This is a genomic window from Mucilaginibacter lappiensis (assembly GCF_050433765.1).
Classification (GTDB): domain Bacteria; phylum Bacteroidota; class Bacteroidia; order Sphingobacteriales; family Sphingobacteriaceae; genus Mucilaginibacter; species Mucilaginibacter lappiensis_A.
In genome coordinates this window covers 478,102-501,164 of sequence record NZ_JBNPWP010000002.1, presented here as the reverse complement: position 1 = coordinate 501,164, position 23,063 = coordinate 478,102, and the positions used below count along the sequence as shown (strand labels likewise).

The 23,063-nt window shown below is 41.5% G+C and carries 27 protein-coding genes; 18 read left to right on the top strand and 9 right to left on the bottom strand.

The window, feature by feature from the left end:
- Window positions 1-3 precede the first annotated feature (3 nt).
- Together M2273_RS07560 and pgmB are read right to left on the bottom strand one after the other, a co-directional pair.
- Complete coding sequence (locus tag M2273_RS07560) at window positions 4-2,316, bottom strand: glycoside hydrolase family 65 protein (protein WP_429394948.1); 2,313 nt, start codon at window positions 2,314-2,316, stop codon at window positions 4-6.
- 38 nt (window positions 2,317-2,354) lie between these two features.
- On the bottom strand, window positions 2,355-3,029 hold the full coding sequence (pgmB, locus tag M2273_RS07555; RefSeq protein ID WP_429394945.1) for a beta-phosphoglucomutase: 675 nt from the start codon (window positions 3,027-3,029) through the stop codon (window positions 2,355-2,357).
- Between the two features lie 160 nt (window positions 3,030-3,189).
- Between pgmB and M2273_RS07550 the strand changes: the two genes are divergently transcribed.
- The 4 genes from M2273_RS07550 (at window position 3,190) to M2273_RS07535 (ending at window position 6,107) form a co-directional block, all read left to right on the top strand.
- Complete coding sequence (locus tag M2273_RS07550) at window positions 3,190-3,801, top strand: Crp/Fnr family transcriptional regulator (RefSeq protein ID WP_429394942.1); 612 nt, start codon at window positions 3,190-3,192, stop codon at window positions 3,799-3,801.
- A gap of 80 nt (window positions 3,802-3,881) precedes the next feature.
- Window positions 3,882-5,000: a hypothetical protein gene (locus M2273_RS07545; protein ID WP_429394939.1), complete on the top strand. Its 1,119-nt coding sequence runs from the start codon at window positions 3,882-3,884 to the stop codon at window positions 4,998-5,000.
- Between the two features lie 104 nt (window positions 5,001-5,104).
- Complete coding sequence (locus M2273_RS07540; RefSeq protein WP_429394937.1) at window positions 5,105-5,464, top strand: hypothetical protein; 360 nt, start codon at window positions 5,105-5,107, stop codon at window positions 5,462-5,464.
- A 112-nt stretch (window positions 5,465-5,576) separates the two neighbouring features.
- Entirely contained in the window at window positions 5,577-6,107 is a 531-nt protein-coding gene (locus M2273_RS07535; protein ID WP_429394935.1) for a ferritin, read from the top strand.
- 145 nt (window positions 6,108-6,252) lie between these two features.
- On the opposite strand, the gene M2273_RS07530 is transcribed toward M2273_RS07535, so the two are convergent.
- The 3 genes from M2273_RS07530 to M2273_RS07520 all read right to left on the bottom strand — a co-directional run bounded on the left by M2273_RS07530 (window position 6,253) and on the right by M2273_RS07520 (window position 7,190).
- Window positions 6,253-6,510: a (2Fe-2S) ferredoxin domain-containing protein gene (locus M2273_RS07530; protein WP_429394932.1), complete on the bottom strand. Its 258-nt coding sequence runs from the start codon at window positions 6,508-6,510 to the stop codon at window positions 6,253-6,255.
- Window positions 6,511-6,584: 74 nt separating this feature from the next.
- Window positions 6,585-6,989, bottom strand: coding sequence for a DUF6624 domain-containing protein (locus M2273_RS07525; RefSeq protein WP_429396341.1), 405 nt, complete (start codon window positions 6,987-6,989; stop codon window positions 6,585-6,587).
- A gap of 30 nt (window positions 6,990-7,019) precedes the next feature.
- On the bottom strand, window positions 7,020-7,190 hold the full coding sequence (locus tag M2273_RS07520; protein ID WP_429394929.1) for a hypothetical protein: 171 nt from the start codon (window positions 7,188-7,190) through the stop codon (window positions 7,020-7,022).
- Window positions 7,191-7,311: 121 nt separating this feature from the next.
- On the opposite strand from M2273_RS07520, the gene M2273_RS07515 reads away from it, so the two are divergent.
- The 6 genes from M2273_RS07515 to M2273_RS07490 all read left to right on the top strand — a co-directional run bounded on the left by M2273_RS07515 (window position 7,312) and on the right by M2273_RS07490 (window position 12,160).
- On the top strand, window positions 7,312-7,749 hold the full coding sequence (locus M2273_RS07515) for an SRPBCC family protein (RefSeq protein ID WP_429394927.1): 438 nt from the start codon (window positions 7,312-7,314) through the stop codon (window positions 7,747-7,749).
- The gene (locus M2273_RS07510) at window positions 7,746-8,069 is read left to right on the top strand and encodes an ArsR/SmtB family transcription factor (protein WP_429394925.1); all 324 of its coding nucleotides are present in this window, start codon (window positions 7,746-7,748) and stop codon (window positions 8,067-8,069) included. Before M2273_RS07515 ends, M2273_RS07510 begins: the two co-directional genes overlap by 4 nt.
- Before the next feature lies 1 nt (window position 8,070).
- The gene (locus M2273_RS07505) at window positions 8,071-8,424 is read left to right on the top strand and encodes a glyoxalase superfamily protein (protein WP_429394923.1); all 354 of its coding nucleotides are present in this window, start codon (window positions 8,071-8,073) and stop codon (window positions 8,422-8,424) included.
- Window positions 8,425-8,682: 258 nt separating this feature from the next.
- Window positions 8,683-9,234, top strand: coding sequence for a thermonuclease family protein (locus M2273_RS07500; RefSeq protein WP_429394921.1), 552 nt, complete (start codon window positions 8,683-8,685; stop codon window positions 9,232-9,234).
- 30 nt (window positions 9,235-9,264) lie between these two features.
- Window positions 9,265-11,700, top strand: a complete 2,436-nt coding sequence (locus M2273_RS07495) for a penicillin acylase family protein (protein WP_429394918.1) — start codon at window positions 9,265-9,267, stop codon at window positions 11,698-11,700.
- Window positions 11,701-11,824: 124 nt separating this feature from the next.
- A complete protein-coding gene (locus M2273_RS07490) occupies window positions 11,825-12,160 on the top strand; it encodes a hypothetical protein (protein ID WP_429394916.1) in 336 nt (111 codons plus the stop codon).
- A 61-nt stretch (window positions 12,161-12,221) separates the two neighbouring features.
- Here M2273_RS07490 and M2273_RS07485 read toward each other — a convergent pair whose 3' ends face one another.
- Complete coding sequence (locus M2273_RS07485; RefSeq protein ID WP_429394913.1) at window positions 12,222-12,893, bottom strand: lipid-binding SYLF domain-containing protein; 672 nt, start codon at window positions 12,891-12,893, stop codon at window positions 12,222-12,224.
- 254 nt (window positions 12,894-13,147) lie between these two features.
- Between M2273_RS07485 and M2273_RS07480 the strand changes: the two genes are divergently transcribed.
- The gene (locus M2273_RS07480) at window positions 13,148-14,134 is read left to right on the top strand and encodes an acyl transferase (RefSeq protein ID WP_429394911.1); all 987 of its coding nucleotides are present in this window, start codon (window positions 13,148-13,150) and stop codon (window positions 14,132-14,134) included.
- A gap of 59 nt (window positions 14,135-14,193) precedes the next feature.
- Window positions 14,194-14,877: a PH domain-containing protein gene (locus M2273_RS07475; RefSeq protein ID WP_429394909.1), complete on the top strand. Its 684-nt coding sequence runs from the start codon at window positions 14,194-14,196 to the stop codon at window positions 14,875-14,877.
- 108 nt (window positions 14,878-14,985) lie between these two features.
- Here M2273_RS07475 and M2273_RS07470 read toward each other — a convergent pair whose 3' ends face one another.
- From M2273_RS07470 to tyrS, 3 genes are all read right to left on the bottom strand, one after another.
- Window positions 14,986-15,438, bottom strand: a complete 453-nt coding sequence (locus M2273_RS07470; protein WP_429394908.1) for an RES family NAD+ phosphorylase — start codon at window positions 15,436-15,438, stop codon at window positions 14,986-14,988.
- A complete protein-coding gene (parS, locus tag M2273_RS07465; protein ID WP_429394906.1) occupies window positions 15,438-15,932 on the bottom strand; it encodes a type II RES/Xre toxin-antitoxin system antitoxin in 495 nt (164 codons plus the stop codon). Before parS ends, M2273_RS07470 begins: the two co-directional genes overlap by 1 nt.
- A gap of 107 nt (window positions 15,933-16,039) precedes the next feature.
- A complete protein-coding gene (tyrS, locus tag M2273_RS07460; protein WP_429394903.1) occupies window positions 16,040-17,323 on the bottom strand; it encodes a tyrosine--tRNA ligase in 1,284 nt (427 codons plus the stop codon).
- Between the two features lie 160 nt (window positions 17,324-17,483).
- Here tyrS and M2273_RS07455 point away from each other — a divergent pair, with 160 nt between their 5' ends.
- From M2273_RS07455 to M2273_RS07430, 6 genes are all read left to right on the top strand, one after another.
- Window positions 17,484-18,155: an ACP phosphodiesterase gene (locus M2273_RS07455; RefSeq protein ID WP_429394902.1), complete on the top strand. Its 672-nt coding sequence runs from the start codon at window positions 17,484-17,486 to the stop codon at window positions 18,153-18,155.
- Window positions 18,156-18,366: 211 nt separating this feature from the next.
- Window positions 18,367-20,349 (top strand): 30S ribosomal protein S1, encoded by a 1,983-nt coding sequence (rpsA, locus tag M2273_RS07450; protein WP_429396340.1) that lies wholly within the window; start codon window positions 18,367-18,369, stop codon window positions 20,347-20,349.
- 113 nt (window positions 20,350-20,462) lie between these two features.
- Window positions 20,463-20,858 carry an ACT domain-containing protein gene (locus M2273_RS07445; protein ID WP_429394900.1) on the top strand — a complete coding sequence of 132 codons (396 nt, stop codon included), beginning with the start codon at window positions 20,463-20,465 and terminating at the stop codon, window positions 20,856-20,858.
- Window positions 20,859-20,977: 119 nt separating this feature from the next.
- Entirely contained in the window at window positions 20,978-21,517 is a 540-nt protein-coding gene (gene pyrR, locus M2273_RS07440; protein WP_429394898.1) for a bifunctional pyr operon transcriptional regulator/uracil phosphoribosyltransferase PyrR, read from the top strand.
- A 55-nt stretch (window positions 21,518-21,572) separates the two neighbouring features.
- On the top strand, window positions 21,573-21,953 hold the full coding sequence (locus tag M2273_RS07435) for a four helix bundle protein (protein WP_429394895.1): 381 nt from the start codon (window positions 21,573-21,575) through the stop codon (window positions 21,951-21,953).
- Between the two features lie 43 nt (window positions 21,954-21,996).
- Window positions 21,997-22,923, top strand: a complete 927-nt coding sequence (locus M2273_RS07430) for an aspartate carbamoyltransferase catalytic subunit (RefSeq protein WP_090467170.1) — start codon at window positions 21,997-21,999, stop codon at window positions 22,921-22,923.
- Window positions 22,924-23,063: the final 140 nt, after the last annotated feature.

The window sequence follows — 23,063 nt, the reverse complement described above, 5'->3', positions numbered from 1 at the left end:
GTATCAAGACTTTTTTATTAAGAGTTCACTATTCGCATTCACTATCTGCTCCTTACCATAAACAATCACGCTGGTTTCTTTATCACTCAGGTTTTTAATTTGTACGCCATCCCTGCTCACTTTTATATTAAGCACTGCTCCACGGAAACCAATATGAAACGAAAATGACGACCATTTTTCAGGAATAAAAGGATGGAACGATAGTTTTCCATCACGCACCCTCATCCCGCCAAAACCTTCTACTACCGACATCCAGGTACCAGCCATCGAGGTGATGTGACAACCGTCCTCGGTATCGTTATTGTAATCGTCGAGATCCAAACGCGCGGTGCGGAGGTAAAACTCATAGGCTCTTGCTTCATCACCCAGTTTGGCCGCTAAAATAGCATGTACACAGGGTGACAGAGATGATTCATGCACGGTACGCGGTTCATAAAAATCAAAATTCCTGCGAATGGTTTCTATATCAAACCGGTCCTCAAAAAAGTAAATGCCCTGTAACACGTCCGCCTGTTTAATATAGCAGGAGCGCAGTATCCTGTCCCAGCTCCATTTTTGGTTCAGCGGACGGTCGGCCGCGGGCAGGTCTTTTACTAAGATCTGTTCTTTGTCCAAATAGCCGTCCTGCTGCAAAAACACCTGCTGGTTTTGGTCATAGGGATAATACATTTTTTGGATGATGTGCTTAAACCTTGTAGTTTCATTAGCTTCATCAAAGTTTATCTCGGCTACTAAGGCATCATATTTTACCCTGTCGGCAGCCTTTACCTTTTCGGCCACTTCTAAAGCATAACTCAAACACCAGGTTGCCAGCGTATTGGTGTACCAATTGTTGTTGATATTGTTTTCGTATTCGTTGGGCCCGGTTACTCCAAGCATCACATACTGCTTCTTATCCTGCGACCAGGTGATTCGTTGCGACCAGAAACGGGCAATGGCTATCAGCACTTCCAGGCCATAATCAACAAGGTAAGTTTCGTCGGCAGTATAGCGCACATAGTTAAAAATGGCATAAGCAATAGCCCCATTGCGATGGATCTCCTCAAAGGTGATCTCCCACTCATTATGGCATTCCGTGCCATCCATAGTAACCATGGGGTACAGGGCCGCCCCGTTTTTAAAGCCTAACAGGGTTGCGTTTTCAATGGCTTTACCTAATTGTTTGTAACGATAGAGCAGCAGGTTACGGGTAACTTTCTGATCGGCTGTGGCCAGGTAAAAAGGCACACAATAGGCCTCGGTATCCCAATAGGTGGAACCGCCATACTTTTCGCCGGTAAAGCCTTTAGGACCAATGTTCAGGCGGTCGTCCTCACCGGTATAAGTTTGATTAAGCTGAAAAATATTAAAGCGGATAGCCTGTTGTGCCGATACATCGCCTTCAATAATAATATCATTATGTTCCCACTTTTTGGCCCATGCGGCAGCTTGTTCGGCCAGCATGGTGTCAAATCCTTTGGTGCTGATGCGGCTTAAGGTTTTATCAAGTTGCCCGATCAATTCGTCAGACTTATGATTTTGCGACGAAAGATTAGCTACATATTTTATAATGCTGATACTTTGCCCCTGTTGAGCCTGTATGCTAATTTTTGAGGCTATATATTTTTCTTTGGAGACAGGTTCGACTTGAGGCTGAATAGTTATACCATTTTGCAGGATACTAAACTTCATACCAGTTGCCACCTCAAAACCCGTTTTTTTGGTACGCATTATAATATAACCACTATCGGCTTGATTGGCTTTGCTTACCTCGTCCCAGAACTTTTCGTCATAATTGGAATCTTTGTTCACCACATCGCCATCAATAGCCGGAGTAAGTGTTATAGTGCCGTTAAAATTTATGGGGGTGATGGTATATTTAATAGCAGCAGCTTCATCATCAACCATGCTGCAAAAGCGAATGGCTTCTACTTCCACCTCTTTCCCGCCTGCTGTTTTGGCGTGGAAATTCCGTTTCAGATACCCCTCTTTCATGTTCAATTCCCTGCGGAATCTGCTTACTTCGCATTTGGCCAGATCAAGCTGTTCGCCATCCAGATTAATATCGATGGTTGTCCAGTTGGCAGCATTGAGCACCTTCGCGAAATATTCGGGATAGCCGTTTTTCCACCAGCCTACACGGGTTTTATCGGGATAATACACCCCGGCTACATAATTACCCAGTAAAGATTGACCGCTGTAAGCTTCCTCAAAGTTGGCACGCTGACCCATACGGCCATTACCCAAACTAAATACACTCTCAGATACCTGGTGATGTTGCGGATCAAAGCCTTCTTCAATGATGTTCCACTCAGCAGGTTTTATATAGTTTTTCATTTGCCCCCCAACCCCCTAAAGGGGGAGTGTTTTAAAGTTTATATTTTATTAAGCGCCCAATCTCCCGCTCCCCCTTTAGGGGGCTGGGGGACTTTATCTAACCCACTCACCACCAAATCCGCTTCATGCAGTATATCCGGGTTACCTATGCCTACGGCTTTCATGCCGCCCGCTTTGGCTGCTTCAACACCGGCTATGGCATCTTCAAATACTACGCAGTATTTTGGTTCAACACCCAGTTCCTGGGCGCCTTTTAAAAACACTTCAGGATCGGGTTTGGCCTTGCTTACTTTGTTGCCATCTATAATAACATCAAACAGGTGAGCTATATTCAATTTATTTAATATGGTCATGGAGTTTTTACTGGCCGAGCCTAATGCTGTTTTAATACCGGCGTCCCGGCAGCTTTCTACAAACTCCTGTGCGCCGGGTAAAATTTCGTCCGGTGTCATCTGGGTTATCATTTCCGTATACCATGTATTTTTTTGAGCGGCCAGTTGCTCTTTTTCGGCTTCTGTTTTGGTTACACCGCCACATTGCAGCACTATTTCCAATGAGCGCATCCGGCTAACGCCCTTCAGCTGTTCGTTATCGTGCTCTGTAAAATCGAATCCAAGCTCATTGGCCAGACGTTTCCAGGCCTTATAATGATAAATAGCCGTATCAACAATTACACCGTCGAGGTCAAAAATACAGGCTTTTATATTGTTCATTTTATAGTATGTATGTGGACCCTAAAGTATTAAAAACTCATTACAATGTATTCAAAACAAACAATTATGACATATCTTGAAAATGGCTTACCTGCACAATCATATAATCAGCCATATAATCAGCAGCCAAACAAATATATTTGTTGATAAAATACCTGTTATGCCCTTTGCAGATACTCCCGAATTATACCGGTTTATTTTAACCCACGTGCTAAAAAGGATAAACCTCACCGCCGATGAGCAGGCCCGTTTTTGCTCCCTGCTTAGTGTACGCAAAATACTGCCGCGTCAATACCTGGTTCAGCAGGGCGATGTTTGCAAATACGAAAGTTTTGTTTGCGAGGGTTTCCTGCGTTCTTTTTATGTTGACGACAAAGGGAACGATCATACCCTGCACTTTGCCATGGAAGACTGGTGGATAAGTGATGCCACAAGTTTCATAAAACAGGTTCCGGCCACTCGTAATATTGTAGCCCTGGAGTCCTCCACCCTGCTGCAAATTGACAAGGCCGGTTTAGACGTATTGTATGCGGAAGTTCCCGCATTTGAACGGTTCTGGCGTATCCTGAATGAAAACGCCTGCATGGCGCAGGATCAGCGCATACTGAACGCCATATCCATGACCGGGGCCGAGCGCTATGAGGCCCTGATTAAAAAGTACCCGACACTTGAACAGCGTATGCCTCAAAAATATATAGCCTCCTTTTTAGGTATTACACCGGTGTTCCTGAGCCAGATCAGAAAAGGAAATGCTAAGCCCGATATTAAATAAGTTTAAGCACTTTTATTAAAATAGTTATACGCTGCACGGCTGCCTTGTTCCGCAATTTTGAATTCAAAAAAAAAGAATTCATGGAAACACACGAAAGCAGCTTATTTGACAAAACCATATTACATGGACACAGGCTCAGCAACCGCCTGGTTGTAGCACCACTTACCCGGCGAAGCGCTACCCTGCAAGGCGTACCCACGCCCGAAATGACCGATTACTACACCGCTTTTGCAGCCGGGGGATTTGGCCTTATTATAACAGAAGGTACTTATACTGATGACGCGCATAGCCAAACCAGTTATAACCAGCCTGGCATCACCAATGAGCAACAACAATCCGGCTGGCGAAACGTGGTTGACAGCGTTCATCAATTTAATACGTTAGTTATTTGTCAGCTGATGCATGGAGGTGCGCTTGGTCAAATCAGTGAAGAGAATATAGCGCCATCGGCAGTAAAGCCGGTTGGTTTAAAACATACAGAACCTGGAGAACCGGCCGGCGGCTTTCCGCTACCCAAAGCAATGACCGCTGATGACCTGAAGAATGTAAAAAACGGTTATGTACGAGCAGCATTGCTGGCTTACGAAGCCGGGTTTGATGGTATAGAGCTTCATGCCGCCAACGGTTATTTGTTTGATCAGTTCATTACTCCCCATACCAATGTACGGACTGATGAATACGGTGGCAATACCCCTAACCGATTGCGCTTTTTGAGGGAAGTTTACACTGCGATCAGGGCCGCATTACCCGCTGAATTTATAATAGGCATCCGCCTTTCAGAAAGTAAAGTGAATGACCTTACTTACCGCTGGCCAAAAGGTTCTGCAATGGCTACCGAAATATTTACTGTGTTAAAAGATCTTGGCGCCAGTTATTTTCATATCGCTGCCGAAGGCGGTAACTGGGCGCGCGAATGTTTATATGCCGACGGGCAATCATCAAACGGAATAGCCAAAAAACTAACCGGTGTACCTGTTATTGCAAATGGAGGGCTGCACAACACACTTACAGCTGCATCATTAATTTCAAGCAACCAGGCCAATCTCATCTCTATAGGTAAAGCGGCTATAGCTAATCCAAACTGGGCAAATTTGATTGCTGCCGGGCAACCAACCATCCCGTTCTTTGGTGAACTAATAAAACCCAGCTTAACTTTGCAACATACTAACGCAGTTTTAAAGCAATGTGAATCAGCATAATGTAATTTATCATACAGAGTTATACTCCCTGTGGAGTATGTTAACAAAAAAACGCATGCTTTATTTGGATTAATTATAAATAATAACAACCTTTGTGGAGTTATATGATTACCACCACCGAAATAAATCAATGGACGGATGTTTTTAGTACATCAACAGGAACCATTTACCAAAGCGACGCTGAACGTTGCTGGTATGTTGATTTTGCCGGCAAGGTTGCCAAATTTGATTACCGTTGCCTGCTAAAACTCCGTAAATCTGTTTATCATATTGATATTGAACACGCGCTGCTAAACACTACTAAAGATCCTGATGTAGAGATCATATTTATTTGCGCCTGCGATCACTGCTATGTACTGTCGTTATTACAAATTATTGCCCTTAAAGAGCTACTGGAAGGCACCTTTGTAATGCTTGAACTGAACCATATTTTGCACGACCGCCTTTGCAGCATTCCCGTATAGCTATTTAGATTAAATTCATATTGTGTTTAAATTGGATTAATGTAAACTTATTGCATTATTATTGTGTATAATATTGATTATAAGTTCATTTACTCATTCAATTCATACTGCTATGAAAGACCTGATCCGTGTAAAAAGTCTGATTTCTAACGAAATAGAAACGCTTTTAAACCAGCAAGTTAAAAAAGAAGCACACTCATCATCTGTATATTTGTCAATGGCATCATGGTGTAACCGTAATGGTTATGATTTTTCGTCTGACTATTTTTTTAAACAGGCCGAAGAAGAAAGACACCACCAGCTAAAATTTTATAAATATATACTGGATATGGGCGGTAATTCCGTGTCTCCTGAAATTACAGGCATTAAACATGAATATAACTCTTTCCGCGAAGTGTTTGAAGAGGCATTGGATCAGGAGATCAGCGTTACGCAATCCATCAAAAACATTTATGCCCGCTGCATGAAAGAGCAGGATTTTGTGACCATGGAATTTTTAAACTGGTTCCTGAAAGAGCAACGCGAAGAAGAATACAAAGCGCGTCGTGCACTTGAACTGTTTGATGTTATTGGTGAAGAAGGTACCGGCAGATGGCAGATAGATAAACACGTTGGCGATATAAAATATAATGGCGAGGCATAAGAAGCCCCCTCTAAATCTCCCCCTAAAGGGTGAGACTTTTGATAAACAAAATAAAAAAGATCCTTCGCGAAGCGTGAAGGATCTTTTTTATTTTTTATGAAGTAAGATTAAACTGATTTTTTGAGGACCGTCTTGAGGAAGCGCTTTAAATCAGATCCAGCAGCTTCAGCACATCCTTAGCATGATATTCCTTTAGCCAGGTATTGCCCGGTTGTATACTGCATACAGGAGCAAACTTGCACCGGTCCGTACATTCTGTCTCTATAATTTCAATTTCCTCTGATCCGTGATGATGTTTGGCATATGATTTAGCAAGCTTGTACATATCCTTACCACCTCTTTTTCCGCATTTGCTGCCGGTGCATACATACAGTACTTTATCCGGTATAGTAAATTTACTCATGAGGATATTAATTTATTGTTAATGTTAGCTTAACAAAGTTAAGGCAATAAAACCTCATTTGTACAATCTACAAGTCATTCAAAACTTTTCAAGTATTTTTCCAGGGGTTCCATACCCATTTGTTTACGCAGTTTGTTCACCTCCTTTGGATATTTTAATGGAAAAGGTGTTGCCTTATGAGTTTTCAGATCAGTACGAACCTGCGTGCCATAAATTTGTTTTTGATGTTTGCTCACAAGTACCCGGTCGGTAAGTAAAGCATAATTTCCCTTGCTGGCATTATTCTTATCCACTTCCTTTTTTAATAAAACCAGCACTTGTTCCTGAAAAGGAACATCATCATCACAATGTTGTACGATGGCCCAAAAATCATTACTCGACTCGCCTACCAGGTTATAACCCGGATACCCATATTTTTTAATGATCGCTTTAGCCTTGACTTCATTTATACTATCCGTTTCTGCCCACTTACTTTGAATAGTTTTGTCACTATAAGCGGATTTCTCTTTTCACTGTACTTTAATAAATTCCTTCCGCCAAAATTGATCATCCTTAAACATCGAATCAATCTGTTTAATTAAGGCAGCATTTTGTTTGCCTGATTGGGCATAGGACACAATAGTAAAATACCCCAAAAGGAGTATGGCAACGAGGAATGTTTTTATTATTAATGTTTTCATAAAGTATTTTTAAAACTAAATATATAGTTAATAAACTCTCCTTTCCTAAAAAATAAATAAAATACCATTTGCGTAACTCAAAAGTTACATATATATTTGCGTAACCTAAAAGTTACACGTTGTGAAAAGAGACCTTGTTATTAAATGGTATTTCCCCCATCCACCCGAAAAGGTGTGGGAGTGCCTTACCAACCCCGAACTGGTGAACCAGTGGCTTATGAAAAATGATTTTAAGCCTGTTGTTGGCCATAAATTCCAGTTTCATAGCAAACCGATGCCCAAAATGGGCTGGGATGGTATTGTTTATTGCGAAGTGTTGGAGATTGTGCCCAACAAAAAACTGGTATATACCTGGAAAGGCGGCCCTCGTCCCGGCGTTATTGGCCTTGACACCCTGCTCACATGGACGTTAAGTGCTGAAGGTGAAGGTACCCGAATAGTATTGGAACATAGCGGTTTTAAAGGTTTCAAAAATATGATAGCCAGTATGTTTATGGAAAGTGGATGGAAAAAAGGCATCCCCCAAAGGATGGGCAAGGTATTAAACGAAATGCAATGAGAACAAACACAGATCCCTTTCAGGCCCTTGCCGACCCGGGCCGGCGGGCTATACTAATGCTGCTCTCACAGGATAAGCAGTCAATAAATACCATTGCAGGTAATTTTGACATTAGCCGCCCCGCGGTTTCAAAACATGTGAAAGTACTTTATGAAGCTGGCCTTATCCTGATAAAAGACAGCGGCCGCGAGCGTTACTGCGAACTGAATCCTGCCGGCTTTGATGAAGTTAAAAAGTGGCTGGAATTTTTTGATCAGTTCTGGAAAAACAAACTGCAAAACCTGGAGAATCTTTTAAACCAACAACATAAAACCAAATAACATGAAATCAATTGAAATTATCTCTATCCCCGTTACCGATCAAACTAAAGCAAAAGAATTTTATCAAAAACTGGGTTTCGAGATTGTAGCCGAAGCTCCTTTCGGCCCAAACCAACAGTGGATACAGCTGGCTTTTCCCGGCTCGGCAGTTTCCATAACCCTTGTAAACTGGTTTCCCGAAATGACCGCCGGCAGCATCAGTGGCCTTGTCATAAAAACCGATGACCTTGATGCCGATATTAAAGATCTGACTGAAAAAGGAATAACATTGGGCAAAGTAGATAATACGCCCTGGGGTAAGTTCCTTGCTGTTAAAGATCCTGATGGCAATACAGTAAGCTTACATGCGGACTAAATGAAATGTGCAGATGTGCAAATTTCTGATATGCAGATGATGTCTGAACCGGGATTAAACAGATTAAAGGATTTCTCTGATTTTTGCAAATCAAATCCAAAAAATCTGATAAATCTGCTTAATCCCAGTTCAGACAAAATGTCCATTCAGGCAAAAAAATCAAAAAATCATCTGCACATTTGCGCATCTGAAACGGCGTAGCACTCTTGAACACCGTTGAAAACAAATAATGGTGAAAAATCTGCACATCTAAAATCAATGTACAAAAAGTATTCTGCCTTACTCCTCATTATCCTTTTTACCTTATGGGGATGTAGCCCTAGACCTGATAACCTTTATAAAGTAGTAAAAATAAAAGATGGCGATACTTTGGGCCTGCTCACCAATGATAACCAGCAGATTACCGTTCGCCTGGCCGAGGTTGATTGTCCCGAAAAAACACAGGCTTTTGGGCAGGCCGCTAAAAAATTCACTTCTGATCTGTGCTTTGGTAAGGACGTTAAGCTGGATGGCAATACAAAAGACCGCTATGGCCGCACCGTGGCCCTTGTTATTTTAACCGATGGTACCAACGTAAATTATCAGCTGGTAAAAAGCGGTTATGCCTGGCAATATAAGGCTTACTCAAAAAGTGTGGAATTAGCCAATCTGGAACAACAGGCCCGTGAAAATAAATTAGGTCTTTGGCAGGACGCTAACCCTACCCCGCCCTGGGAATTTCGCCGGGAAAAGAAACCTGCGGGCCAGGAAAATAAGCCTGTTAAAAAACATTACAGGAAGCGCAAACCAAAACTTGAGTATACCTTTTAAAATACTAACTTTATAGCAATAACACTACCTATGAAGTTTATAAAAGCCTTCTTATCCATAGCCCTTACGCTCGCCCTGATCTGGGCGCTGCAAACAAAAATTGGTCCGGTGCCTCCAATAGGCCGGTTTTTAAGTCCGGCCGATGGTTTTTGGCAAAATGCAGAAAGCAAAAACATCCTAACAAATACCCATTTAATGCTCCCGGGCCTTACCGGCAAGGTTACTATTAAATATGACGAGAACCGTATCCCGCATATTTTTGCCGAAAACGAGCATGACCTGTATTATGCCCAGGGTTATATAACCGCTACTGACCGCCTTTGGCAAATGGATATACAAACCCGCCAGGCCGCAGGCAGGCTGGCCGAGGTACTTGGCCCTCAATTACTGGAGGTAGATCGTTATCACCGCCGTATGGGCATGGTTTTTGGTGCCGAAAAAACTTTAAAGGCCATGATGCAGGAGCCGGCCGTACGTAAAATGATTTTGGCTTATACCGATGGTATTAACGCCTACATTCACCGCTTGCATTCACGGCAATACCCAATTGAGTTTAAAATGCTGGATTATGCTCCCGAAGACTGGCAACCTATTAACTGTGCGTTTTTGCTCAAACTGATGAGCGAAACGCTGGCCGGCAGTTCAAACGAGTTTGCCATGAGCAACATTTTAAAACAGTTTGGCGCAAAAACCACCAATGATCTGTTCCCTGATTACCCTTTTCGTGAAGATCCTATTATACCCGTTGGTACTAAGTGGGATTTTAAACCGCTGCCCATCCCTAAACCATCTGTAAGCTTTTTGGCACAGATGAATGACAGCGCTAAACGCGTGGTAAAAGCCGAGGGCATCGGCAGTAATAACTGGGCGGTATCGGGGAGTAAAACAGCCAATGGTTATCCTATTTTGGCTAATGATCCGCATTTGAACCTTACCTTTCCTTCTATATGGTACCAGGTGCAGCTTTCGGCGCCCTCTGTAAATGTTTATGGGGTATCGTTACCGGGTTCGCCCTGCGTAATATTAGGCTTTAACAATAATATAAGCTGGGGCATTACCAATGTAGATGCCGATATACTGGATTGGTACCAGGTTAAGTTTAAGGACAATAAAAAAACCGAATACTGGTACAATAACCAATGGAACGAAACCAGCCGACGGGTTGAAGTGATCAATATTCGCGGACAAAAGCCTTTGTATGATACTGTTATTTACACGCACCATGGTCCGGTGGTTTATGAAGATAAAGCCAAAAAAGGCGATGGTCCTGACTTTGTACCGGTTGGAGACGCCTTAAGATGGATAGCCCATGATGCATCGGACGAGTTGATGACCATGTATATTTTAAACAGGGGCAAAAACTATGCTGATTACCGCAAAGCCCTGATCTATTTTAACGCCCCGGCATCAAACTTTGTGTTTGCCAGTAAGGATAATGATATTGCGATTACTCCAAATGGTAAATATCCAATCAAGTTTAAAGACCAGGGTAAATTTATCCTTGATGGTACCGATCCCGCAAACGACTGGCATGGCTGGGTTCCGTTTGATCAAAACCCTACGGTTAAAAACCCGCCACGGGGCTTTGTGAGCTCGGCTAATCAATCATCAACTGATCCTACTTATCCGTATTACATCAACTGGTCATTTGCACCTTACGAGCGAGGCAAACGCATTAACGACAGGCTTGCCGCCATGCAAAAAGCTACCGTTGATAGTATGCGCATATTGCAAACCGATACTTACAGCATACGTGCTCAGGATATTTTACCCTCTATGTTAAAATATATAGATGCCTCAAAAATGGATCAAACCCAGTTAGCGGCTTTAAATATGGTAAAAAACTGGAATAAGGATTATGCAATTAATTCAACCGGTGCTACAGTATTTAATACCTGGTGGCTTAAAGTTTATGATATGATTTGGGGTGATGATTTTGCAAAGAAAGATCTGCAGGAAAACTATCCGTCGATGGATAGAACCGAACAGCTTATCATGCAAGACCCTAACTCCAAATGGTTTGATGATACCCGCACTCAGGCAAAAGAAACTTGTGCGGATATAATTAATAAAGCATTTAAAGCTTCGGTTAATGAGTTAAGCCACCACTATGGCAAGCCGGGCAAAAGCTGGCAGTGGGGATCAGTTAAAAAATTGGAGATTATGCACCTTACCCGGCAGGAGGCTTTTAGTTCAGGTAATTTCCCTACTGGCGGTACAGGCTCAACAATTAACGCGCTTAATAATGGTCACGGCCCGTCATGGCGTATGGTAGTACAAATGGGGCCAACCGTAAAAGGCTATGGTATTTTACCTGGCGGCGAATCAGGCAACCCGGGCAGCTTTTTTTACGACGATATGCTGAAAACCTGGCAGCAGGGTAAGTTGAAGGAGCTGTTGTTCCTGCAATCGGCCGACGAAATGCCTAACCGTATAAAAAGCACTTTAAACATTGGCAGTAAATAGTAAAGCATTAAAGTATCAAGTAGTTAGTATCAAGTATCATGACTTTTGAAAATTTTGAAAAAACTATAAGTGTCTTGGTACTTGATACTAACTACTTGATACTAAAAAAATAAATTATAAGATTATGTTATTCCTCATTATACTCATATTATCATTTGCCAGCGGTTTCTTTTTACCCTGGTGGGTAGTGGCTATTGCTGCTTTTTCAGCGGCTTTTTTCACGGGTAAAACCCCGGGGCAGGCGTTCTGGTCGGGCTTCCTGGCTGTATTTATCGTGTGGATAGTATTAGCCCTGTTTAAAAGTATCCCTAATGATCATATACTGGCAATAAAAGTAGCTCACCTATTTCATTTACCCGGCTGGGGTTACCTGCTGGTGATCACCGGGATAATTGGCGGTTTGGTAAGTGGCTTTGCAGCACTTTCGGGCTTATTGCTAAAAAGGGCATTCGAAAAGTAAACAAACAAAAAATGCCCGGCCAATATGCCGGGCATTTCATATTGCAAATAATGCTACGATCTTAAAATGCGTCTATAGCATCCTTTAACACCTTAACACCGTCGGTGTTATTTTTGTCTGATGCAAAAATATCCTGCGATGAAGCTTTATCTCCATAAAAATTAGCATTCGCGGTTTTATCAATAGCTAAGTTGGAGCCGTTGATAGTGATACCGGCAAATAATCCGCGGCTGCGTGAGTAAGAGTAAACCTCGGCCTGTAGTTTATAATCGGTGCTTGCTGTTGAGCTGCGACCAACCGGGCCTGCGGCGGCAGATATATCACCACCAATGGTAAAATCACCATTTTTTACTTTGGTTAACACACCTTTATGGTGGAATACCAGTATCAGATCAACAGATTGTACACCTATCTGCAAGCCAAAGCTACCTCCTGTTAGGGTTACAAAAACAGGATCGCTCCATCTGCCATTGGCTAATTTTACCATGGCAACACCCCTGCCTCGTTTACCACCAATACCAAAACCGGCATTGATCAGTTTAGGGATAATAACAATCCCTTCGCTCTGCTCCATCAGCTGATGCGGGATAGTTTCTTTCATTTTACTGAACTCCTTTAATACGTTTGCCGCATTATGTACGCGCTCCGTCTCCTTATCCGGAGATTTGGCCGATATCAGCACAAAGAAAAGGCTTAATATCAGCGGGAACTTCAAAAATTTTAATGTTTTCATGGGGTCAATCTTTAAATTACAATTTATAGTATGTCGTTAATATAATCAACTCCAAAAATGTATACTTGTTTTTATATATCATATAATTCAGATATCATATTATTTTTTTATTTGAACTGGTCTGAACCGTGATTAAGCAGATTCATCAGATTTTTCGGATTTGACTTGCAAAATCAGTAAATCCGTTTAATCTGCTTAATCCCGGTTCATACAATTTGAAATCTGCACATCCTAATATCTATCTTTGCAAAATAATGAACACACCGGGTAAGCAACAGGTATTTTCCATCAACGGCGCAGATGATTTTAATTCAATAGCCCTGCAAATTTTTCAGCACCAGGCAAAAAACTGTACTGTTTACAAGCAGTTTATTTCAGGCTTAAATATTGATATATCCACGGTCAGATCAATTGAAAAGATACCTTTTTTACCGATAGAGTTTTTTAAATCGCACCGGGTACTCAGCACTAATCAACCGGCCCAGGTAACATTTACCAGCTCAGGCACTACAGGCATAACTACCAGCAGCCATTATGTTACTGATAAAACCTGGTATGAGGATAGTTTCCGTAACGCTTTTAACTTATTTTATGGCGATATTAAGGACTATACCGTACTGGCCCTGCTGCCCTCCTACCTGGAGCGCGAAGGCTCGTCATTGATATATATGGTTGATGACCTGATCAAACAATCTGAAAACCCGGATAGCGGGTTCTTTTTATATAATCACGATGAACTGTATCATCAGCTTAAAAAACAGCAGGATGCGCAAAAGCCCACACTTTTAATTGGCGTTACCTTCGGTTTGCTTGATTTTATAGAAAACTACAAGGTAAATTTTCCCGAACTGATTGTGATGGAAACCGGCGGTATGAAGGGCCGGCGCAAAGAAATGATCCGCGAAGAACTGCATGCTGCTTTATGTAACGGCTTCAGTGTTAATACCGTTCACTCCGAATATGGGATGACTGAGCTGCTATCACAGGCTTATTCAACAGGTGTGGGAATTTTCATATGCCCGCCCTGGATGAAAATCATCATCCGCGATACTAACGACCCCATCAGCACGTTACCAGATGGCAAAACAGGCGGTATCAATGTAATCGATCTGGCCAACATCAACTCCTGTTCGTTCATTGCAACACAGGATCTGGGCAAAACCTTTGCTAATGGCTCATTTGAGGTTTTAGGCAGGTTTGACCAGTCGGACATTAGAGGGTGTAATTTGCTGATTGCTTAAAACTTATAGGCAACTGAAGTATTATTATTATTTTTGTACGCATCATAAATGCTGAAAACATGATTGAGAAATTTTTGAACGAGGAACAAGATCCTAAAACAGTAGAAAAAGTTTATTCCCGTTTAGTCGACCTGCTTTCTTCTGGTGAAGAGATCATTTATATAGCGGTTCAGAAAAAGCCATTGGTAAACTTATTTCCTGACTGTATAGCCATAACAAACAAACGCATATTGTTTTTTACACCAGCCAATCTGGGCTTATCCATCAAGTTTGTTGATTTTGTTTGGAAAGATATTGTTGACGTACATACCAAGGAAGAAATTATAGGTGCCGTATTTAGCGTAAAAACTACCAACGGAGCCGAAATGGCTGTGGATTACCTGCCTAAAATTCAGGGCCGCAAGCTATACCAATACGCGCAGGAACGCAAGGAAGTAGAGCGTGAAGCCCGCCGTCAGCGCGACCTGGAGCAAAAACGTGCAGAATCGGGCTCTATACAGTTTGATAACCCGGCTGCCGCCCATGCGGCAACAGCACAGCAAACTTATGCCACGCCTGCCCCGGTAGCCGTTCAGCAACCAGTACCTCCACCAACCCCAACTCCTGCTCCCATAGTGCACGAAGCGCCTAAGCCTGATGAGCTTACAGAAAAATTAAAAAAACTTAAAATACTGTTTGATAACGGCCTGATATCGCAGGAAGAATACAACCACAAAAAACTTGACCTCCTGAGCGACTTATAAGAGTCATTTGGTCATTATAAAAAAAGGCGATGGATTTGAGATCCATCGCCTTTTTTGTCATTGGGTCATTGACTATTGAGCTATTCAATGACTTAATGCCCAATGACTTTAAATAAGTCTTTCATCAAAATTAAAAGATTCTTTATTAATGATTCTTATGTTTTTAGCCTCGGGATGCAACGGATTAAGTACATAATTATACTCTGCCGGTACAACTGCCGATGGTACTTTCATTAACAAATGCTCTTGTTTTTTTAAAAAAGCATCGCCCATTTCCCTTAATGCAACAGGGCCGGATACATCCTGCCAATTATGAGGCAGTAAGGCGGTATCCAATAGGGTTATACTATGATCAAGAACTTCAATTTCGGTAAGGCAAAAATTTTCAGGGATAATTAAGGGGGATAAATGCACCAACACTTCCAGTACAGCCAGCGCTCTTGATGATGCCAGGTAAAGCATAGGCTTGCCTTCACTATTCCAGCGGCCGCCATATAGGCGGGCGCCTGTGCCACTTAGGTCATTAGCATAATGGCAATTAACAATACGGTATAGTATCATCAGGCAAAAATACCATGTTCAATGCGGCCCAATTCCTTGAAAACCATATCAAAACCGGCAGAAGTATCAAGGATAGTAACCGGGGCCTCACCTTTAAAAACATGGCTGGGTGTTTTTATCCAGATTTTAAACTTATCCATAGAGCCAAAAACTTCATCTCCACGGGTGTAAAGGCGTGCAAGCTCAACAGCCTTTTCGGCATATTCAGTTTTAATAATGGCATCATCATCATAACGCTGCAAAGTGCGCTCAGAAATGTGCAATATATTGGCCAGCTCCTGTATATTTAAAGATATTTTTTTAGCCAGGGAAAGTAAAACACTTTTAGGAAAACCTTTACGGGCCAGGTTTATGATGTCAAAATCAGTAGAAAGCTTAACAGATTTTGCGCCACCCAGTAAATTATAGAACGAAGGCACAGAACCCTGCACTGCATAAGCCATCATTGGCTCATTAAGTTCATTTTTAATATCTTGTTTTGATTTATACGACATATATACAAATATAATTACCATTTGTCGTATTTACAAATATTTACACAATAAAAAAAACGATGCAGCTTTCGGCTACATCGCTTTAAGTATCATCAAACAAATAATGACTACTCTGCAACTATTAAAAAATAGTTCTTCTTACCTTTTTGTACCACCAGGAATTTGTTGTTGATCAACGAATCAGCCGAATACACATCATCGGCGGTAGCAATTTTTACTTTGTTAATAGCTGCGCCGCCACCCTGTATCATTTTTTTGGCTTCGCCTTTTGAAGGAAATACAGCGGTTTTTGCAGCCAGCAAATCGGCAACATTAATACCCTCCTGCAGTTCGGCTAAAGCTACAGTAAAATTGGGTACACCGGCAAATAAAGCCACCACTTCGGCATCGTTCAGTTCACTTAAAAACTCAATACCAATGTTACCAAACAAAAACTCAGACGATTTAATAGCCTTTTCGTATTCCGCCTCACCATGTACACGTATCGTAATATCCTTTGCCAGTGCCTTTTGCAATACACGTGTATGCGGCGCTGCATCATGCTCAAATTCTAATGCTTCAATAACTTCTTTATCAAACAAAGTGAATATGCGGATGTAGGCCTTAGCATCAACATCCGTAGTATTTAACCAAAATTGGTAAAACTGGTATGGCGATGTACGTTCGGGATCAAGCCAGATGTTACCACCCTCGCTTTTGCCGAATTTAGAACCGTCGGCCTTTTTGATAAGCTGGGTAGTTAGGGCATAGGCCGTACCACCATCTTTACGGCGGATAAGCTCGGTACCGGTAACAATGTTACCCCACTGGTCGCTTCCACCCATTTGCAACATGCACTGCTTGTTTTTCCATAAGTAGTAAAAGTCATAGCCTTGTACCAACTGATAGCTAAATTCAGTGAATGACATTCCGGTATCGCCACCGATACGGTTTTTTACCGAATCTTTGGCCATCATATAGTTAACAGTAATGTGCTTACCTACATCACGTATAAAATTCAGGAATGAAAAATCCTTAAACCAATCATAATTATTAACCATTTCGGCACTGTTGGCGCCGCAATCAAAGTTTAAAAACTTTTCCAGTTGGCTCTGGATGCCTTGTAAGTTGTGCTGCAAAGCGTCTTCAGACAATAAATTACGTTCCTGTGATTTACCCGACGGATCGCCAACCATGCCGGTGGCACCGCCAACCAGTGCAAATGGTTTATGGCCCGCGCGCTGAAAATGTATCAGCGTCATGATCTGGGCAAGGCTGCCTACGTGTAATGAATCGGCAGTAGGATCAAAACCTATATAGCCTGCAACCATACCTTTATTTAACAGGTCTTCGGTTTCGGGCATTATATCATGCAGCATACCCCGCCAGCGTAATTCTTCAACAAAGTTCATATTAAGTGTTGTTTCAAAAGCTGCAAATATAAAAGAATAATTGGCTGGGCAGATAGTTGAATAATGGTGATAATGCATTAACCACAGGTAAAATCTATTTCAAATAATTACTTATTTTTTGTAACTTGATCAAAACAGGGTATTTTGCAGAACACCGCCTATGAATTTTTTATCGCATTATTATTTTGATCGCCACAGCAACAACTGTTACCATATATTAGGTACCGTACTGCCTGATCTTTTAAAGAATGCCGATAAAAATATTATCCTGCACCCCGAAAAACTACAACATACGGACAGTAACATCAACTCCATTATTGCGGGCTGGAACAAACACCTGGCGGTTGACCGCTATTTCCATTCATCTGATTTTTTTACAGTCCATTCGCACGAGTTAAAAAAAAAACTACTGCCAGCTATTGAGGGTTCGCCTGTAAAGCCATTCTTTTTGGGGCATATAGCGCTTGAGCTCATTATTGATAACCTGCTGCTCACCACCGGTAAAATACAGGTTGATGATTTTTACGCGCATTTATCGGGCTGCAAAACAGCAGTGATCAATGAATTTTTATCTTTTTCGGGCTTAAAGGACAGTACCGTGTTCTTTAAGTTTTATGAAGATTTTAAGCGCAGCCAATACCTGCACACTTATGCCGAAACCCACCAGATAGCTTACGCCCTGAAACGCATTTGTATGCGGATATGGCAAAACCCCTTTACCCCGCAACATGAAGCACAAATGAACGAGGTGCTGGGTAATTACCGTACCCTTCTGTTTCCAGATTTCATGTCGATTTTTGAGGAGATAGACAATAAACTGATTGATATTTAGTGTGATGATTTTGTAAAGTGCATGTTAAAAACGCATAATGAAACGTTCATTTTCCTTTGAAGAAAGGTTAAAATCAGGAAAAACTGGTCTATTTCCCTCAAAAAGGCTTAAATATCAGCAATTAACATTAAAATATTCTTTTTCAAATAAATTAATATACCTACCTTTGCAGTCCCAATTAACAAATTGGGAAAAGGAGAAAATTTATTTAATGGCAAAAAAACAAGAAGCAGAAAAAGAATTAAAAGCGAAAGAGGCTGAACTGGGTACAGTTACCGCATCTGGCGAAAAAGAAACGATTGAATCAGAAGCTGATTCAATATCTATCGAAGAGATCAAATCAAAAATTGCATTAACACCAAGTACAGATTTTGACTGGGATGCTGATGACAAAAAATTTGGTAACTATAGCGATAGCGACCGTGAGAAATTCGAGAAAATGTATGATGGAACTTTCAGCTCTATCACCAAAGGCGAAATCATCACTGGTACCGTTGTTAATGTTAACAACAAAGATGTGGTACTGAACGTAGGATTTAAATCTGACGGTTTAGTTTCAGTATCAGAATTCCGTGATACACCTGATCTGAAGATCGGTGACACAGTTGATGTATTTGTTGAATCACAAGAAGATGCTAACGGTCAGTTAGTACTTTCACGTAAACGTGCAAAAACTCAAAAATCATGGGAGCGCATTAATTCAGCACTTGATAATGATGAGATCATCACTGGTTTTGTTAAGAGCAGAACTAAAGGTGGTTTAATTGTTGATATAATGGGCGTTGAAGCCTTCTTACCTGGTTCACAGATCGATATTAAACCTATCAGGGATTACGATGTGTACGTAGGTAAAACAATGGAATTCAAAGTTGTTAAGATCAACCACGAGTTTAAAAACGTAGTGGTATCGCACAAAGTGCTGATCGAAGACGATTTAGAAAACCAAAAAACAGAAATTGTTGCCCGTCTGGAAAAAGGACAGGTATTGGAAGGAACTGTTAAAAACATTACCGACTTTGGTGTATTTATTGACCTTGGTGGTGTTGACGGTTTATTACACATTACTGATATTTCATGGGGCCGTATTGAGCATCCACGCGAAATTTTGGCATTGGATCAAAAGATCAACGTTGTTGTTCTTGACTTTGATGACGAGAAAAAACGTATTGCTCTGGGCTTAAAACAATTAACTCCACATCCTTGGCAAAGCCTTGACGAAGGTATCGTTGTAGGATCTAAAGTTAAAGGACGTATTGTTACTGTTGCTGATTATGGTGCATTCCTTGAAATCATCCCTGGTGTTGAAGGTTTGATCCACGTATCAGAAATGTCATGGTCACAAAACCTGCGTAACCCTCAGGAATTCCTGAAAGTTGGTGACGAGATCGAAGCACAAGTGTTAACACTTGACCGCGACGAGCGCAAAATGTCATTAGGTGTTAAACAATTAACTCCTGATCCATGGCAAAATGCCGGCGAGAAATACGCTATCGGCACTCAGCACATCGCTACAGTTAAAAACATGACCAACTTTGGTGTGTTTGTTGAACTGGAAGACGGTATTGACGGCTTAATCCACATCTCTGACCTTTCATGGTCTAAAAAAGTAAATCACCCTAATGAATTCACTAAAGTTGGTGAAAAATTAGACGTGGTTGTTTTAGAACTTGATATCGAGAACCGTAAATTAAGCTTAGGCCACAAACAGCTTGAAGAAAACCCTTGGGATACTTTTGAAACCATCTTCACTATTGATTCAGTACATGAAGGTACCGTTATTAAAGTAACCGACAAAGGTGCTATCGTAGCTTTACCTTACGGTGTTGAAGGCTTTGCGCCAACCAAACACCTGGTTAAAGAAGACGGTAAAGCTTTAAAAGCCGAAGAGTCTGCCGAATTCAAGATCATTGAATTTAACAAAGAAAACAAACGTATAGTTATTTCACACTCACGTATATGGGAAGAAGCTCGTGCTGACGCTCGTGTACAAGAATTTGAAAACCGTAAAAAAGAAGCAAAATCTGCAAGCAACGCGGTTAAAAAAGTGAAAGAATCAGTTGAAAAATCAACTTTGGGTGATCTTAGCGTATTAGCTCAGTTAAAAGAGCAAATGGAAGGTGCTGAAAACAAAGCCCGCAAGGCAACAGCAGCTCCTGCAGCTAAAAAATCAGAATCTGAAGAAGAAGAAGCATAAGCTTTAAACTGACGTCAATATTCTCACAAGCCCTTCCGATTAATCGGAAGGGCTTTTTTTATGCCTCACCCTGCCCTCTCCAAAGGAGAGGATTCAACTTGTATATTTGTACAATGACTGGAGAAACAAGCCTCAATACCTTACTAAAAAACATGACCCCCATACTCAATGAAGGCGATTATGTTTATTGTACTATATCTGATATTAGCTCAATTGACACAGCCAATATTTTAGGTCTTTTTAAAGAAGTGGAAGGTATTACCGTTATCCTTAAAAAAAGGATTGCAGACCAGCTTAATCTGAGTTACAGCTACATTGCTGCCTGGATAACACTCACCATACACTCATCATTAGCAGCAACCGGGCTTACCGCTGCCTTTGCTACCGCATTGGCTCAGGAAAACATTAGCTGCAATGTGGTTGCGGCCTATTACCATGATCATATTTTTGTGGCGAAGAAAGATGCAGATAAAGCGATGCAGACACTGAAAAATTTATCAAACCAATAAATATCACTTCAAGTATATAAGATTTAAACCCATATTTTTTAAAAGTCTCCCCTATCGGGGGAGATTTAGAGGGGGCTTTTCAAAACTATTTACTATTTTTGCCCAAATCCACCCATACGATGCAAAATCTTACACTGCTCGACGGACAGAAGTTTCAGATCACCATACAACGTTTATGTCGCCAGTTGATTGAAAACCACAACGATTTTTCAGGATCGGTATTAATTGGTATCCAGCCCCGTGGCATTTACCTGGCCAGACGCGTTGCCGAAGAATTACGGAAGATATTACCCGGCAAAACCATTTTGCATGGCGACCTTGATATCACCTTTTACCGCGACGATTTCCGCAGACAGGGGTCACCACTGGTGCCTAACCAAACTAAAATTGATTTTATTATTGAGGGTAAAAAAGTGATCATGATGGATGATGTACTTTGGACAGGCCGCACCATACGCGCTGCCATGGATGCCATGCAAGCCTTTGGTCGCCCGGAAAAGATAGAGTTGCTGGCCCTGGTAGATCGCCGGTACTCACGTCACATACCAGTATCAGCCGATTATGTAGGTATCGAGGTGGATTCCATAGCATCGCAAAAAGTAGTAGTAAGCTGGAAAGATACAGATGGCGAAGATAAAATAGTGCTGGTATCAGAGTAATTTCGGAATTCGGATTTTCGATTTCGGATTTTAGAATAACCGATGATTTATAACCATGGATAAAATAGAGTTAAAACGCAGAACACAAAAATTTGCGGTTGACGTAATAAAGTTCATTGAAGAACTTCCACGTAAACATTCACTCGATGTTTTATCCAAACAATTATTAAGAAGTTCAACATCAATTGGAGCAAATTACAGATCGGCTTGCAGGGGAAAATCAACTGCTGATTTTATAAATAAAATAATTATAGTTGAAGAAGAAGCTGATGAATCAATCTATTGGTTAGAGTTAATTGAGCAATCAGCTCTCACAAACTCAAACAGTTTATCATCGCTGAAAAAAGAAGCAAATGAACTTACAGCTATATTTACCGCAATAGGCAAAACTGCAAAAGAGAAACAACGAATTAATAAATCAGAAATAACGAAATAAATAATTCCGAAATCGAATATCCGAAATCCGAAATAAAAAAGATATGGCAGGACTAAGCACAAGGCACTTATTAGGCATAAAAGATTTAAACCGGGCAGACATTGAACTGATATTTGAAACTGCCGATACTTTTAAATCCGTTTTAAACCGGCCGATAAAGAAAGTGCCTTCGCTACGCGATGTAACTATTGCCAACATATTTTTCGAAAACTCCACCCGTACCCGCCTGTCATTTGAGCTGGCCGAAAAACGACTCTCGGCCGATGTGGTAAACTTTGCAGCTTCCTCATCATCAGTAAGCAAAGGCGAAACGTTGATAGATACGGTAAACAACATTTTGGCCATGAAGGTAGATATGGTGGTGATGCGTCACCCCTACGCCGGGGCTGGCATCTTCCTTTCTAAGCATGTAAAAGCCCAGATCGTTAACGCCGGCGATGGTGCTCATGAACACCCCACCCAAGCCCTGCTCGATGCCTTTTCCATTCGTGAAAAATATGGCGATGTAGCGGGCAAAAAGGTGGTGATCGTAGGCGATATACTGCACTCGCGCGTTGCGCTGTCAAACATACTTTGTTTGAAACAATTAGGCGCCGAAGTAATGGTTTGCGGACCAACTACCCTTATCCCTAAATACATTGGCTCGCTGGGTGTAAAAGTAGAACATAACCTGATCAAAGCTCTTAACTGGTGCGATGTGGCCAACATGCTGCGCATACAGTTGGAGCGCCAGGACATTAAATATTTCCCTTCCCTTAGGGAATACACCATGCTTTTCGGTCTTAACAAAACCATTTTAGATTCGTTGGATAAAGAGATCACTGTAATGCACCCCGGCCCAATTAACCGCGGTGTGGAGATCACCAGCGATGTGGCCGACAGTAAACAATCCATCATTCTTGACCAGGTTGAAAATGGCGTGGCTGTAAGGATGGCAGTGCTATACCTGCTTGCCGGGCAAACGCCGTAAGGGTAAATACATTTCAATTTCGTTAGTCGTATATGACAAATGATGTTATAGCCGTTGTATAAACAAGAATGACAAAGAAGCACTACCCCTTGTCATCCTGAGGAACGAAGGATCTATTTGTACGCGTTGAATGCCGCAGA

Coding starts and splice junctions, on each gene's coding strand:
- pgmB (WP_429394945.1), bottom strand. CDS start 3,029: ATGAACAATATAAAAGCCTGTATTTTTGACCTCGACGGTGTAATTGTT.
- M2273_RS07500 (WP_429394921.1), top strand. CDS start 8,683: ATGTACAAAAAGTATTCTGCCTTACTCCTCATTATCCTTTTTACCTTA.
- M2273_RS07430 (WP_090467170.1), top strand. CDS start 21,997: ATGGCAGGACTAAGCACAAGGCACTTATTAGGCATAAAAGATTTAAAC.
- M2273_RS07435 (WP_429394895.1), top strand. CDS start 21,573: ATGGATAAAATAGAGTTAAAACGCAGAACACAAAAATTTGCGGTTGAC.
- M2273_RS07455 (WP_429394902.1), top strand. CDS start 17,484: ATGAATTTTTTATCGCATTATTATTTTGATCGCCACAGCAACAACTGT.
- M2273_RS07490 (WP_429394916.1), top strand. CDS start 11,825: ATGTTATTCCTCATTATACTCATATTATCATTTGCCAGCGGTTTCTTT.
- rpsA (WP_429396340.1), top strand. CDS start 18,367: ATGGCAAAAAAACAAGAAGCAGAAAAAGAATTAAAAGCGAAAGAGGCT.
- M2273_RS07445 (WP_429394900.1), top strand. CDS start 20,463: ATGACTGGAGAAACAAGCCTCAATACCTTACTAAAAAACATGACCCCC.
- M2273_RS07495 (WP_429394918.1), top strand. CDS start 9,265: ATGAAGTTTATAAAAGCCTTCTTATCCATAGCCCTTACGCTCGCCCTG.
- M2273_RS07510 (WP_429394925.1), top strand. CDS start 7,746: ATGAGAACAAACACAGATCCCTTTCAGGCCCTTGCCGACCCGGGCCGG.
- M2273_RS07540 (WP_429394937.1), top strand. CDS start 5,105: ATGATTACCACCACCGAAATAAATCAATGGACGGATGTTTTTAGTACA.
- M2273_RS07535 (WP_429394935.1), top strand. CDS start 5,577: ATGAAAGACCTGATCCGTGTAAAAAGTCTGATTTCTAACGAAATAGAA.
- tyrS (WP_429394903.1), bottom strand. CDS start 17,323: ATGAACTTTGTTGAAGAATTACGCTGGCGGGGTATGCTGCATGATATA.
- M2273_RS07550 (WP_429394942.1), top strand. CDS start 3,190: ATGCCCTTTGCAGATACTCCCGAATTATACCGGTTTATTTTAACCCAC.
- M2273_RS07485 (WP_429394913.1), bottom strand. CDS start 12,893: ATGAAAACATTAAAATTTTTGAAGTTCCCGCTGATATTAAGCCTTTTC.
- M2273_RS07530 (WP_429394932.1), bottom strand. CDS start 6,510: ATGAGTAAATTTACTATACCGGATAAAGTACTGTATGTATGCACCGGC.
- M2273_RS07475 (WP_429394909.1), top strand. CDS start 14,194: ATGATTGAGAAATTTTTGAACGAGGAACAAGATCCTAAAACAGTAGAA.
- M2273_RS07470 (WP_429394908.1), bottom strand. CDS start 15,438: ATGATACTATACCGTATTGTTAATTGCCATTATGCTAATGACCTAAGT.
- parS (WP_429394906.1), bottom strand. CDS start 15,932: ATGTCGTATAAATCAAAACAAGATATTAAAAATGAACTTAATGAGCCA.
- M2273_RS07545 (WP_429394939.1), top strand. CDS start 3,882: ATGGAAACACACGAAAGCAGCTTATTTGACAAAACCATATTACATGGA.
- M2273_RS07480 (WP_429394911.1), top strand. CDS start 13,148: ATGAACACACCGGGTAAGCAACAGGTATTTTCCATCAACGGCGCAGAT.
- M2273_RS07520 (WP_429394929.1), bottom strand. CDS start 7,190: ATGAAAACATTAATAATAAAAACATTCCTCGTTGCCATACTCCTTTTG.
- M2273_RS07505 (WP_429394923.1), top strand. CDS start 8,071: ATGAAATCAATTGAAATTATCTCTATCCCCGTTACCGATCAAACTAAA.
- pyrR (WP_429394898.1), top strand. CDS start 20,978: ATGCAAAATCTTACACTGCTCGACGGACAGAAGTTTCAGATCACCATA.
- M2273_RS07560 (WP_429394948.1), bottom strand. CDS start 2,316: ATGAAAAACTATATAAAACCTGCTGAGTGGAACATCATTGAAGAAGGC.